The organism is Sinorhizobium fredii NGR234 (assembly GCF_000018545.1).
Taxonomy (GTDB): domain Bacteria; phylum Pseudomonadota; class Alphaproteobacteria; order Rhizobiales; family Rhizobiaceae; genus Sinorhizobium; species Sinorhizobium fredii_A.
This window is the reverse complement of sequence record NC_012586.1, coordinates 613,049-625,320: the sequence shown is the minus strand read 5'-3', so window position 1 is coordinate 625,320 and position 12,272 is coordinate 613,049. Positions and strand designations below refer to the sequence as shown.

12 protein-coding genes and 1 pseudogene are annotated in these 12,272 nt (G+C 61.8%); 7 read left to right on the top strand and 6 right to left on the bottom strand.

The window, feature by feature from the left end; all coding sequences use genetic code 11:
- The first annotated feature begins 106 nt into the window (after positions 1-106).
- The 4 genes from NGR_RS03040 (at position 107) to NGR_RS03025 (ending at position 5,286) form a co-directional block, all read left to right on the top strand.
- Positions 107-1,717, top strand: coding sequence for an ABC transporter substrate-binding protein (locus tag NGR_RS03040; RefSeq protein ID WP_015886748.1), 1,611 nt, complete (start codon positions 107-109; stop codon positions 1,715-1,717).
- Between the two features lie 94 nt (positions 1,718-1,811).
- Positions 1,812-2,762 (top strand): ABC transporter permease, encoded by a 951-nt coding sequence (locus NGR_RS03035; RefSeq protein ID WP_015886747.1) that lies wholly within the window; start codon positions 1,812-1,814, stop codon positions 2,760-2,762.
- Between the two features lie 2 nt (positions 2,763-2,764).
- Complete coding sequence (locus tag NGR_RS03030) at positions 2,765-3,625, top strand: ABC transporter permease (protein WP_164924049.1); 861 nt, start codon at positions 2,765-2,767, stop codon at positions 3,623-3,625.
- On the top strand, positions 3,625-5,286 hold the full coding sequence (locus tag NGR_RS03025) for an ABC transporter ATP-binding protein (protein WP_015886745.1): 1,662 nt from the start codon (positions 3,625-3,627) through the stop codon (positions 5,284-5,286). Before NGR_RS03030 ends, NGR_RS03025 begins: the two co-directional genes overlap by 1 nt.
- 176 nt (positions 5,287-5,462) lie before the next feature.
- On the opposite strand, the pseudogene NGR_RS33775 reads toward NGR_RS03025, so the two are convergent.
- Positions 5,463-5,608: pseudogene (locus NGR_RS33775) on the bottom strand (Lrp/AsnC family transcriptional regulator); the annotation flags it as partial.
- A gap of 16 nt (positions 5,609-5,624) precedes the next feature.
- Positions 5,625-5,873 (bottom strand): helix-turn-helix domain-containing protein, encoded by a 249-nt coding sequence (locus tag NGR_RS33770; protein WP_432654011.1) that lies wholly within the window; start codon positions 5,871-5,873, stop codon positions 5,625-5,627.
- A gap of 201 nt (positions 5,874-6,074) precedes the next feature.
- Between NGR_RS33770 and NGR_RS03010 the strand changes: the two genes are divergently transcribed.
- Both NGR_RS03010 and NGR_RS03005 read left to right on the top strand, forming a co-directional pair.
- Complete coding sequence (locus NGR_RS03010; protein ID WP_015886743.1) at positions 6,075-6,956, top strand: aldo/keto reductase family oxidoreductase; 882 nt, start codon at positions 6,075-6,077, stop codon at positions 6,954-6,956.
- A gap of 119 nt (positions 6,957-7,075) precedes the next feature.
- On the top strand, positions 7,076-7,243 hold the full coding sequence (locus NGR_RS03005; protein ID WP_202800173.1) for a hypothetical protein: 168 nt from the start codon (positions 7,076-7,078) through the stop codon (positions 7,241-7,243).
- 167 nt (positions 7,244-7,410) lie between these two features.
- Here NGR_RS03005 and NGR_RS03000 read toward each other — a convergent pair whose 3' ends face one another.
- The 4 genes from NGR_RS03000 to NGR_RS02985 are packed head-to-tail and all read right to left on the bottom strand — an operon-like array spanning position 7,411 to position 11,140.
- The gene (locus NGR_RS03000; protein ID WP_015886742.1) at positions 7,411-8,184 is read right to left on the bottom strand and encodes an ABC transporter permease; all 774 of its coding nucleotides are present in this window, start codon (positions 8,182-8,184) and stop codon (positions 7,411-7,413) included.
- Entirely contained in the window at positions 8,168-8,998 is an 831-nt protein-coding gene (locus NGR_RS02995; protein WP_015886741.1) for an ABC transporter ATP-binding protein, read from the bottom strand. The genes NGR_RS03000 and NGR_RS02995 overlap by 17 nt, the downstream gene beginning before the upstream one ends.
- Before the next feature lie 12 nt (positions 8,999-9,010).
- The gene (locus NGR_RS02990) at positions 9,011-10,012 is read right to left on the bottom strand and encodes an ABC transporter substrate-binding protein (RefSeq protein WP_015886740.1); all 1,002 of its coding nucleotides are present in this window, start codon (positions 10,010-10,012) and stop codon (positions 9,011-9,013) included.
- 45 nt (positions 10,013-10,057) lie between these two features.
- The gene (locus NGR_RS02985; protein WP_015886739.1) at positions 10,058-11,140 is read right to left on the bottom strand and encodes a 4-oxalomesaconate tautomerase; all 1,083 of its coding nucleotides are present in this window, start codon (positions 11,138-11,140) and stop codon (positions 10,058-10,060) included.
- Between the two features lie 113 nt (positions 11,141-11,253).
- Between NGR_RS02985 and NGR_RS02980 the strand changes: the two genes are divergently transcribed.
- On the top strand, positions 11,254-12,153 hold the full coding sequence (locus NGR_RS02980) for a LysR family transcriptional regulator (protein ID WP_015886738.1): 900 nt from the start codon (positions 11,254-11,256) through the stop codon (positions 12,151-12,153).
- Positions 12,154-12,272: the final 119 nt, after the last annotated feature.

Genomic DNA, 12,272 nt, shown 5'->3' with positions numbered 1-12,272 from the left:
GGCGCGGCACGGCTGCCAAACTGAACAGCAGATGCAGCCTTCAGATCAAAGCGGGACAGAGATCCCGCGCCGCACGCCGTTGTTTAACTGAGAAAAGGGGAATGCGATGAACGACAAGATCACCAATTGGACCAGATCCGACGACGTCGTGGTTGAAAGCGCCATCCGGCGTGGCGCCACGCGCCGAGAACTTCTCCAGATGCTGCTCGCGGGCGGCGTCGCGATGACTTTAGGCGGGGTCATTCTCGGTCGCGCCTCGCACGCGCTGGCCGCAACGCCGGCCACCGGCGGCCACCTCAAGGTGGCGGGCTTCACGTCTTCGACCGCCGACACGCTCGATCCGGCCAAAGCTTCGAACTCGACGGACTATTCACGCTGCAGCGCGGTTTATAACCGCCTCTCCAACCTCGACAAATCCGGCACCACCCAGATGGAGCTGGCCGAAAGCATCGAGAGTGCCGACGCCAAGGTGTGGACCGTGAAATTGCGCAAGGGCGTTACGTTCCACGATGGCAAGCCGCTGACATCTGCGGACGTGATCTTCTCGCTCAAGCGCCATCTGGATCCCGATGTCGGTTCCAAGGTCAATGCCATCGCGAAGCAGATAACCGGTTTCAAGGCGGTCGACGATCTCACGGTCGAAATCACACTTGCCGATGCCAACGCAGATCTGCCGACAATCCTGGCGCTGCATCACTTCATGATCGTCGCCGACGGCACCACCGACTTCTCCAAGGGGAACGGCACGGGACCGTTCGTTCTCGAAAATTTCGAGCCGGGCGTACGCTCGGTCATGCGGAGGAACGAGAACTACTGGAAGTCTAAGGGGCCCTATGTCGACTCCTTTGAGTTCCTGGCGATCAGCGACGATAGCTCGCGCGTCAATGCGTTGCTGTCCGGAGACATCCATGTCGCCGCCGCCATCAACCCCCGTTCGGAGCGCCTTGTCGCAAGCCAGCCAGGTTTCGTCCTGTCGAAGTCGAGCGCCAACAGCTACACCAACCTCAACATGCGCCTTGACGCGGCCCCGGGTCAGAACAAGGACTTCGTGGCCGGCATGAAGCACCTGATCAATCGCGAGCAGATCCTCAGGGCAGCTCTGCGCGGGCGCGGCGAAATCGGCAACGACCAGCCGGTCTTTCCGGGCAACGTCTACCGCAATGACGATATCAAGGCGAAGGCGTACGATCCCGAAAAGGCGAAGTTCCATTTCGAGAAGGCCGGCGTTTTCGGCCAGACGATTCCCGTCGTCGCTTCCGACGCGGCTACCGGTTCGGTCGACATGGCGATGGTCATCCAGGCTGCCGCTGCCGAGATCGGTCTGAGGCTGGATGTCCAGCGCGTGCCCTCGGATGGTTACTGGGACAATTACTGGCTCAAGGCGCCGATCCATTTCGGCAACATCAATTACAGGCCGACGCCCGACATCCTGTTCTCGCTGCTCTACGCTTCCGGGGCTCCCTGGAACGAGAGCCACTACAAATCGGAAAAATTCGACAAGATGCTGATCGAAGCGCGTGGTTCGCTCGATCAGGAGAAGCGCAGAGCGATCTACAGCGAAATGCAGGCGATGGTCGCCGATGAGGCCGGCACCATCATTCCCGCCTACCTGACAGGTATCGACGCCATCACCGACAAGCTCAAAGGCATGGAAACCAACCCGCTCGGCGGCATGATGGGTTACCGCATGGCTGAGCATGTGTGGTTCGAAGCCTGATTGAAGCAACTGCGCTCGGGGGCTGCAGCTGCAACGCTGCGACCCCCGGCATTGTGGTTTGAAACCTATCTTGAAAGCCGAAAGGGGAGCGCGCGTGAACAACCGGGTCCTATCCCTTGCGTTGAGCAGATTGCTCATCGCCTTCATCACCTTGATGATTGTCTCCTTCGCCGTCTTCTTCGCGACGACGCTCCTGCCGGGGGACACCGCGTCGATCCTGCTCGGCCAGGCCGCCACGCCGGAAGCCGTCGAAGGCTTGCGAAAGGCCATGCATCTCGACGAACCGGCCATCTTTCGTTTCCTGCGCTGGATCGTCGGTCTTTTGCAGGGCGACCTCGGCACCTCCTATGCCAACGAGATGCCGATCGCCGATCTGATCGCCGGGCGCTTCGTCAACACGCTGAAGCTCGCGGGCGTCACGGCGCTCTTCTCCGTGCCTATCGCGCTCACCCTTGGGATCACCGCGGCGATGCTGCGCGGCTCGCTCTATGACCGCGCCGTCACCGTGCTGACGATCGGCGTCATCTCGGTGCCGGAATTCATGATCGCGACCTCCGCCGTGCTGGTCTTCGCCGTCTATCTGAAGTGGCTGCCGGCGCTCTCCTTTGCCAACGAAGTCACCTCGCTCGCCGATCTCCTGCGCATCTATGCCATGCCGGTGATCACGCTGACCTTCGGTGTCTCGGCGCAGATGATCCGAATGACGCGGGCAGCGGTGATCGAGACGCTCAACACGTCCTATGTGGAGATGGCCTTGCTCAAGGGCGCCTCTCGGCCGCGCATGGTGTTTCGCCACGCGCTGCCGAACGCTCTCGGCCCGATCGTCAATGCGATTGCGCTTTCGCTCTCCTACCTGCTCGGCGGCGTGATCATCGTCGAGACGATCTTCAACTATCCGGGTGTTGCCAAGCTGATGGTCGACGCTGTCGCCACGCGCGACCTGCCGCTCATCCAAAGCTGCGCGATGATCTTCTGTCTCGGCTACCTGCTGCTGACCACCACGGCCGACCTCATCGCCATCCTTTCCAATCCGAGGCTTCGATGACAATGACCACTTCGAGCACATCGACCACCTCCATCCGGAAGTCCGGAAGCCGCCTTGGCTATCGTTTCAACCTCGTCGGCGTTATCGGCTTTTCGATCATCATCGCCTGGGCGCTCGTCGCGATCTTCGCGCCGCTGATCATCCCCTACCCCGTCGGTGAGATCGTCGACCTCGACTATTTCGGACCGATGAGCAGCGACTTCTGGCTCGGTTCGGACTATCTCGGCCGCGACATGCTTTCGCGAATCCTGACGGGCGCCCGCTACACCGTCGGCATTTCGCTGGCCGCAGTGACGATCGCCTGCTTCTCCGGCGTCGTGCTCGGCATGATCGCGGCGGTCGCCGGCGGCTGGCCCGACACGCTTCTGAGCCGCTTTCTCGACGCGCTCAACTCGATCCCGAGCAAGCTCTTCGGCCTCGTGGTCGTAGCCGCCGTTGGTTCCTCCATTCCGGTGCTGATTCTGACGCTGTCGGTGATCTACATCCCGGGAGCCTATCGCTTCGCCCGGGCGCTCGCCGTCAACATCAACGCAATGGACTTCATCACCGTTGCCCGCATCCGCGGCGAAAGCACCTGGTACCTGATCCGCTCCGAGATCCTGCCGAACATTGTCGGGCCGGTACTCGCCGATCTCGGCCTCCGCTTCGTCTTCATCGTCCTGCTGCTCTCCGGCCTCTCCTTCCTCGGCCTCGGCGTGCAGCCGCCGTATGCCGACTGGGGCGCGCTTGTGCGCGAAAACATCGGCGGTCTGCCTTTCGGCGCACCGGCGGTCATGTTCCCCTCGCTTGCGATCGCCAGCCTGACGATCAGCGTCAACCTGTTGATCGACAACCTGCCGCAGAAAATCCGGGACCGCACATAATGGCAAAGCTCGTCGAAATCCGTGACCTGAAGGTCGAAGCGACCACCGATTCCGGCCGCCGCGTCGAGATCATCAAGGGGATAAGCCTGGACATAGCCGATGGCGAGATCGTCGCGCTGATCGGCGAGAGCGGCTCCGGCAAGACGACGATCGCGCTGACGCTGATGGGCCACGCCCGTCCCGGCTGCCGCATTGCCGGCGGCAGCGTCTCCGTTGGCGGCCGGAACATGGCGGCGCTCGGCGAAAAGGAACGCGCCCGCATCCGCGGCACCGAGGTCGCCTATGTGCCGCAATCGGCAGCCGCCGCCTTCAACCCGGCTGCCACCATCATGGACCAGGTGATCGAGATCACCCGCATCCACAAGCTGATGCCGCCCGAGGCGGCGCGCGCCAAGGCCGTCGAGCTCTTCCGGGCGCTGTCGCTGCCCGAGCCGGAGACGATCGGCAGCCGCTATCCGCACCAGGTCTCGGGCGGGCAGCTGCAGCGCCTTTCCGCCGCCATGGCGCTGATCGGCGATCCCAGGCTCGTCATCTTCGACGAGCCGACCACCGCGCTCGACGTCACGACCCAGATCGAGGTGCTGCGTGCCTTCAAGTCGGTGATGAAGAAGGGCGGCATTGCCGGCGTCTATGTCTCGCACGACCTCGCGGTCGTCGCCCAGATCGCCGATCGCATCGTCGTCCTGAAGGGCGGCGAAGTGCAGGAGGTCGGCACGACCGAGGAAATCCTCAGCGATGCCAAGCATCCCTATACGCGCGAACTGCTCGACGCGTTCGAACCGAAGCCGCGCGGCGCCGCCGGTCCCGCCGCGCCGCACCCGGCCCCGCTGTTGGAGATTGATACGCTCATCGCCGGCTACGGGCCGCGCCAGGCGGACGGATTGCCGCTCGTGCGCGCCGTCAAGCAGGTCTCTCTCAAGGTGGAGAAGGGCCGCAATCTCGGGATCATCGGCGAATCCGGCTGCGGCAAGTCGACCCTTGCCCGCGCGATTGCCGGCATCCTGCCTGCGGTTTCGGGCAGCATCCGGTTCGACGGCCGCGACCTCGGCCGCAGCGCCCGCGAGCGCTCACGCGAACAACTGCGCGAGATGCAGATCGTCTTCCAATATGCCGACACGGCGCTCAACCCGGCAAAGTCCGTCGAGGACATCCTCGACCGGCCGCTCGCCTTCTATCACGGCATGGGTCGCAGCACCCGCAGCGCCCGCATCGATGAGCTGCTCGACATGGTGCGCCTGCCGCGCAACCTGCGCCATCGGCGGCCGTCGGAGCTCTCCGGCGGGCAGAAGCAACGCGTCAATTTCGCCCGGGCGCTCGCCGCCGAGCCGAAGCTGATCCTCTGCGACGAGATCACCTCGGCGCTCGACACCGTCGTCGCCGCCGCGGTCATCGACCTGCTCAAGGAGCTGCAGCGCGAGCTCGGCCTCTCCTACGTCTTCATCAGCCACGACCTGTCGACCGTGCAGGCGATCTGCGACGAGGTCGTCGTCATGTATGCGGGCGAGAAGGTCGAGCAGCTCGCCGCCGCCGAGCTTGCAAGCGGCGCCAGGCACCCCTATTCCAAGCTGCTCTTCGCCTCGGTGCCGAAACTCGACACCGGCTGGCTCGACACTCTCGACCATCAGCCGGAACTAGCACGGGCCTTCAGCAAGGCGGGATAGCGGGCTGCGGTCTCGCGCTGCAGCAGCCCCTCAGCCGCCTGCCGGCACCTTCTTCCCGTGAAGACGGGGCGATGGGACGATGCCGCATTAGCCTCAGTCCCTTCTCCCCGTCAGAACGGGGAGAAGGGACTGAGGCTAATTCAAGGGCAACCGTCGATCGATCGCGACAATCCAAATTACACCGGAAACAGGCTCGTCAGCGGCATGTGCGATTTGACAATCGGCGATTTCAAGACGACGTAGCTGAATCTCGATGCCGACATCCGTGTCGTCAGCCGTTCCATGATCGTCTGTATTCGACGATACCCGCGGTGACGAACTTGCTCGTCCACCAAACGTCAGGATTGGCCGGCCGACGCTTTAATGAAGTCGATGAATGCCCCTAAGCGCAGTGGGCACCAGGCGTCATCCGGGATAGTAGAGGAACGGCCCCGAGAAGCGCTCCCACCATGGCTCGAGAACGGGCTCGAGAACGGGCTCGAGGACGGGCTCGAGGACGGGCTCGAGGACGCCGCCTCGGTCACCACGACGCTGCGCGTGGTCCGGTTCAGCAGCCTGACCCCGAGCAGGCTTTCCAGACGCCGCACCGTTTCGCTGAAGAACCCTACGCGCTTGCGCCGCTTGGGCGTGCGGCGTCGCGGAACCGGCGCGCGCCACCGCCACAAAAGCGTTCAGATCGCTTAGGTCCACCTTCATCGTTCGCGAATCCGTACAGCCTGTGCGGATTGTACCGGATTATCGCGCATTCCAGCAACGCTTATCTGTGCACCGTCAGATAAGGAGAGATCATGACCAGCATCGACCAGTCAGGAACCTTCACGCTTGGCGACTGCACCGTAAAACGTCTCGGTTACGGCGCCATGCAGCTCGCCGGGCCCGGCGTGTTCGGCCCGCCCAGGGATCAGGATGCGGCACTCGCCGTGCTGCGCCAGGCCGTGGCTGCCGGCGTGAACCACATCGATACCAGCGATTTCTACGGCCCGCATATCACCAACAAGCTGATCCGCCAGGCGCTCGCACCTTATCCCGACGATCTCGTCATCGTCACGAAGATCGGCGCCCGACGCGACGAAAATGGCGGATGGCTCCCCGCCTTTTCGGCCGAAGAACTGACACAGGCGGTGCATGGGAACCTGCGCAGCCTCGGGCTCGACGTGTTGGACGTGGTGAACCTCCGCATCATGTTCGATGCGCACGGCCCTTCTGAAGGGTCGATCGAGGCGCCACTCGCGGCTCTGGCCGAGCTTCAGCAACAAGGCCTGGTGCGCCATATCGGCCTGAGCAACGTCACGCCTGCGCAGGTTACCGAAGGACGCCGGATCTGCGATATCGTCTGTGTTCAGAACCGCTACAATCTGGCGCATCGCGCTGATGACGCCCTGATCGACGATCTCGCTCGCGACGGCATTGCCTATGTCCCCTTCTTTCCGCTCGGCGGGTTCACGCCATTGCAGTCGTCCACCTTATCCGCGATCGCCCAACGCCTTGCCGCAACACCGATGCAGGTCGCGCTCGCATGGCTGCTTCGCCGCGCGCCTAACATCCTTCTGATCCCCGGCACGTCGTCCGTCGCCCATCTGCGTGAAAACATCGCTGCGGCCAAAATCAATCTGTCGGATGATACGCTCAAGGATCTGGACTATATGGCGGAAAATGCCGGTTCCGCCTGACAATCTGGAAACGCGAAAACGACCCCAAGCTTTGCAACGGCTTTGGTGGTGGGGGGCGGATGTGCCTCTAGTGGATAGGCTGTTCAAATCGAACGCGGCAAGTGGAGAGGGGCCGGAGCTTGGGAAACCTATCAACTCCGACAAGTGTCGAGAAACTGCAGACCGCGTTACGCGCGAAAGCCAAGGCGGAAGCCGACTATCGCTTTTACGCCCTGTACGACAAGATCAGCCGCGAGGATATTCTGGCCCAGACCCTGCAGCAGATATTCGCCCGACGCGGCCATTGAACATTAGCACGAGCAGCGCACGACAACGCTGACCAGGCAGACCGAGTTCGCGAGCGGTTGCGAACGTAGTGCATCGAATTCCGCTGGCGCTAGCGTTCTCCCCTTCATGACCGAAGGGGAGAACGCGGCGTCAATGGGTTTGCCTAGTGCCGGGTCAAAGATCTGCTTCAAGCCGGGCGTTCGGATGCGCTCGGCCGCCACTTGATCAAGCGTCTCTCTGCCACGTCCAATACGCTGTCGATGATCAGGACGAAGATCGCAAGAATAAAGATACCTGCAAAGACGCCCACTGCATCGAAATTGCCTTCGGCCTGTGCGATGAGGTATCCGAGGCCGGCGGAAGAACCGAGATACTCGCCGATGATCGCCCCGACGACGGCAAAGCCGACCGATGTACGCAGGGAGGAGAGTATCCAGCTTGCTGCCGCCGGGAAGTAGACGTGGCGAAGCAGGTCCGATCGCTTGGCACCGAGAATGCGGGCGTTCGACAGCACCACCGGGTTCACTTCACGGACGCCCTGCATCGCGTTGAAGAAGGTGACGAAGAACACCAGCGTCACGGCCAGCGCCACTTTCGACCACAGCCCGAGGCCAAGCCACAGCACGAAGATCGGTGCAAGCACGACACGGGGAATTGCGTTCAGGCCCTTGATGAAGGGGTCCAGGATGCGCGCGGCCGAACGGCTAAGACCGAGCCAGACGCCTGCCGCCACGCCAAGTGCCGTTCCGACCAGATAGCCCAGCACGGTTTCCGTCAGGGTGATCGCCACATGGCTATAGAAACTGGTGTCCATTACCCATGAAACAACCTGGTTGAGGATGTCGACCGGCGCCGGGAAAAAGAAGACGTCGATAACCCCTGCCGCGACACCGAGCTGCCAGCTGCCGACAATTACCACCAGCAGCACGACTTGGATGAGGCGTTCAGTCATGGCGTTCATAGCTTTTCTCCACTTCGCCGCGCAGAGACGACCAGATGTTGCGATAAAGATCCATGAAGCGTGGATCGAGCTTGATTTCGGCGACATCGCGCGGGCGTTCGAGATCGACGGGGAAGCTGTCGATCACCCGCGATCGCGGTCCGGCGGCAAGCACCACGACCCGATCACCGAGAGCAATTGCCTCCTCGAGATCGTGCGTGATCATCACCACGGCGCGCCGTTCCTCCTGCCAAAGCCGCAATAGCTCGTTCTGCATCAGGTGGCGGGTGTGGATATCGAGCGCGGAGAAAGGCTCGTCCATCAGGATCACCTTGGGGCCAGTGATCAGCGCCTGTGCCATCTGCACCCGCTTGCGCTGACCGCCGGAAAGCTGATGGGGATAGCGATGTTCGAAGCCCTTGAGGCCGACCTTGGCCAGCCATCTCATCGACTGCTCGCGACGTTCGGAGCCGCCGACACCCTTGAACATGGGACCGAGTTCCACGTTCTCGATCGCGGTCTTCCACGGAAGCAATGCATCCTGCTGGAAGAGGTAACCGATGTCGTTCTGGATCCTGCACACCGGCTGACCATCGATCGAGACGGTGCCGCTCGCAGGTTTCAGCAGGCCTGCAATCGCATTGAGTATGGTGCTCTTGCCGCATCCGGTAGGTCCAACGATGGCGAGGAACTCGCCATCGTTGACGTTCAGGTTCACATCCTGCACGGCCACATAGGCGCCGAAGGACATGGTCACCGATTCGATGGAAACCATCGACTTTGCTGGATGCGGACTGTCCGTTGGGGATGCGGGTTTTACTACGGCCAATGCCATGACCTCCTCCTGTCAGTTGGCGGCGACGTTCGGTACCTTGCCGACGAACGCGTTCGTGTAGGTTTTCGTAAGGTCGATCTCAGCCGCAGCGACTTTTTCGTTGAAGCTCTTGAGGACGGCGAGCGGAGTCTTGACATCCTCCTCGTCGATATGGCCGTCCTTCGAGAAGATCGCCTTCGCGTTCTCGACCGCCTTGATGTAGGTATCGCGATCGCCGGAAATAAATTCCTTCGGCAGCTTTTCGACGATCTCTTCAGCGGAGTGGCTATTCATCCACTCGAGCGCTTTGACTGTCGCGTTGGTGACCTTCTGGATGGTTTCCGGGTTGTCCTCGATATAGCTCTGCGTGGCATAGAGGACGGAGGTTGGATAGATCCCGCCATAGATCGCCTTGGCACCCTCGTCGCTACGCCCGTCGATCAGGATCTTGCCGACGCCCTTGGCCTCGATGAAGGTCGCCGCCGGGTCGTAGTTGACGAGGAGGTCCACCTTGCCCTGTTCAAGGGCCGCGACGGCGGCAGACCCGGAGCCAACACCGATCAGCGAGACGTCGTCCGCGGACAAGCCGTTGCGCTGCAGGTAATAGCGGACGAAGAAATCGGAAGACGAGCCTGGCGAGGTGATCCCGACTTTTGCACCTTTGATCGTTTCCGGTTTGGCCGGGTCGAAAGTGCTGTTCTTGCCGCCAGCCAGCACGAGCCCGGAATTGCGGGCGAGCTGCACGAAGGCCACGACGGCCTTCTTCTGAGATTGCATCTGGATGGTGTGGTCGTAGAAGCCGACGGCGATATCCGTCGAGCCGGCAACGAGCGCCTGGAGCGTCTTCGAGCCGCCCGATGCGAAGTTTTCGACGGTCACCTCCAGACCTTCCTTTTCATAGAGGCCAAGCCCCTGGGCGACCGGAAAGGGAAGATTGTTGAGATTATAAGAACCGACGCTGATGCGGACGGGATCCGCCAACGCCGAACCGGCGAAGGCGACGGTTGCCGCGAGGGCGAGCATGAGCTTGTGCATGATATTCTCCTCCTATTGGTGACGCCCTCCCGGCGACCACGATCATTATGCCGCGCAACCCAGTTGCGTGACAGGTTTTGCGAAGACATGTCCTTCGAACAGCCGCCTGGCGGTGCGAAGGATGCCGGCAACGACCTTGCCGTCCCTTTCATGAAGCTTGACGTCCAGGTGGCCGCTCGGCTGCTCAATCGAGAGCACCACCGGCGGTTTGCGCGTGCCGACGAGAAGGGAAGCGACGGTGCCTTCATTGATGCAGGCGGTGGCAATCCCCACGGCCCCGGTCGTCGCCAGCGAAGGGTGACATTGATGCGGCATGAAATAGCGCACGTTGATGTCGCCTCCCGACTTTGGCCGGGAAATGAGCACGGGCTTCGGGGTTACTTGGCTCCGCACGTCGCCAAGGCCCATTCGTTCTCCGGCAGCGATGCGCAGCCTCTCCAACCGGTCAAGCAGCGTCTTATCAGCATTGAGCTGAACCGCCGTCTCGAAGCCGATTGCGCCAATCGCGCCAGCCTCGACCAACATCATCGGCATAGCGCAATCGATGCATGTGACAGCCACACCGTCGATCGAATCGATAGGCTTGCCGGTGGGAAAAAGCTGACCGGTACGCGCGCCGGCTGCGTCCATGAAGGTCAGCGCGATCGGCGCTGCGCTGCCCGGTACACCGTCGATCGCCGCTTCGCCGAGATAGGAGACGTTGCCATTCGGCGTGGGAACGTCGGCTTCGATCATCTTGCCGGTATTGACGTTGTGGATTCGGACGAGCGTCGTTTCCCCTCGGGCTGGAACGAGACCCGCCTCGATGGCGAAAGGGCCGACCGCAGCAAGCATGTTGCCGCAGTTCGGTGACGTGTCGACGATCTGTTGGTCGACCCGCACCTGGGCAAAGAGGTAATCCACGTCAGCGCCACGGATGGTGGCAGGTCCGACGATGGCCACCTTGCTCGTGACCGGATTGCCGCCGCCGATGCCATCGATCTGCAACGGGTGACCCGAACCCATGACGGACAGCAGAATCTTGTCCCGCTCGCTGGCATCCGCAGGAAGATCGCTTGCCAGGAAGAACGGACCTTTCGAGGTGCCGCCTCTCATCAGGACGCAAGGGATCGCCAACAGGTCGTTCATCGCTTGTGCTTCCACTGGAATTATGTCATCGCCGTATCAATCGGCCTATTTGATCCAATTATCGGAAGTACGGTTGATTTGTGAAATGCTAAGAATCGGGAAATTGATGCAAGATGAGCATTAATTGCGAGATCCTTGATCTTCGGGCGTTCTTGAGCGTGGTCGAGTTGGAGAGCTTCCATCGCGCTGCAGATGCGCTGCACCTGTCGCAGCCGGCGCTGAGCCGGCGGATCCAGAAGCTCGAACAGGCGATCGGAGCACCGCTCCTGGAGCGCACGACGAGACATGTGTCGGCGACGGCCCTCGGGACGGAGCTCATTCCACTTGTCCGACGCATGTTGGAGGAATTCGACGGCTCCTTGTTCGCCGTGCGCGATATTGGTGCCAATCGGGGCGGATTGGTAACAATCGCATGCCTCCCGACCGCAGCATTCTACTTTCTGCCGACCGTCGTGCGCCAGTTCAACGAGGAGTATCCCAACATCCGCTTTCGTATCCTCGACCTGCCCGCGACCGACGGCCTCCAGGCCGTGGCACGCGGTGAGGTGGAATTCGGGATAAATATCATGGGCACGTCGGATCCGGACTTGATCTTCGACCGGCTTGTGGAAGACCCTTTCGTGCTGGCAGCGCGCAGGGATCATCCCCTCGCCGCCAAGCCCGCGGTCGGCTGGGCAGAGCTCGAGCCCTACCATCTGATTACCGTTCATCGATCGAGCGGCAACCGAACCTTGCTTGACGCGGCCCTGGCAAAATCGAATATCAAGCTGCGTTGGTTCTACGAGGTGACCCATCTGTCCACCTCGCTCGGTCTGGTGGAGGCCGGCCTCGGTATTTCGGTCCTGCCGCGCATGGCTACCCCGCAGGATGACCATCCGTTCTTGATCACACGTCCGATTGGCGATCCCGAGATATCGCGTACCATCGGCGTGGTCCGCCGTCGCGGCGGCACCTTGTCGCCCGCGGCGGAGAGATTTCTCGAGATGCTGATGGGCGCATGGGGCCGTAATTGAAGGCGAGCCCCTTTACGCGTCTGGTTTAGGTGAACACCGCAATCGTGGAAGTATACCTTGACCGTTCCAGCACATGATGGGACTACGCCGGATCAGGAGCGCGAAGAAGTGCTCTGAGG

Excerpts from the sequence above, each read along its gene's own strand:
- NGR_RS03010 (WP_015886743.1), top strand. The coding sequence starts at position 6,075 with ATGACCAGCATCGACCAGTCAGGAACCTTCACGCTTGGCGACTGCACC.
- NGR_RS03030 (WP_164924049.1), top strand. The coding sequence starts at position 2,765 with ATGACCACTTCGAGCACATCGACCACCTCCATCCGGAAGTCCGGAAGC.
- NGR_RS03025 (WP_015886745.1), top strand. The coding sequence starts at position 3,625 with ATGGCAAAGCTCGTCGAAATCCGTGACCTGAAGGTCGAAGCGACCACC.
- NGR_RS02990 (WP_015886740.1), bottom strand. The coding sequence starts at position 10,012 with ATGCACAAGCTCATGCTCGCCCTCGCGGCAACCGTCGCCTTCGCCGGT.
- NGR_RS02980 (WP_015886738.1), top strand. The coding sequence starts at position 11,254 with ATGAGCATTAATTGCGAGATCCTTGATCTTCGGGCGTTCTTGAGCGTG.
- NGR_RS03040 (WP_015886748.1), top strand. The coding sequence starts at position 107 with ATGAACGACAAGATCACCAATTGGACCAGATCCGACGACGTCGTGGTT.
- NGR_RS03000 (WP_015886742.1), bottom strand. The coding sequence starts at position 8,184 with ATGAACGCCATGACTGAACGCCTCATCCAAGTCGTGCTGCTGGTGGTA.
- NGR_RS02995 (WP_015886741.1), bottom strand. The coding sequence starts at position 8,998 with ATGGCATTGGCCGTAGTAAAACCCGCATCCCCAACGGACAGTCCGCAT.
- NGR_RS02985 (WP_015886739.1), bottom strand. The coding sequence starts at position 11,140 with ATGAACGACCTGTTGGCGATCCCTTGCGTCCTGATGAGAGGCGGCACC.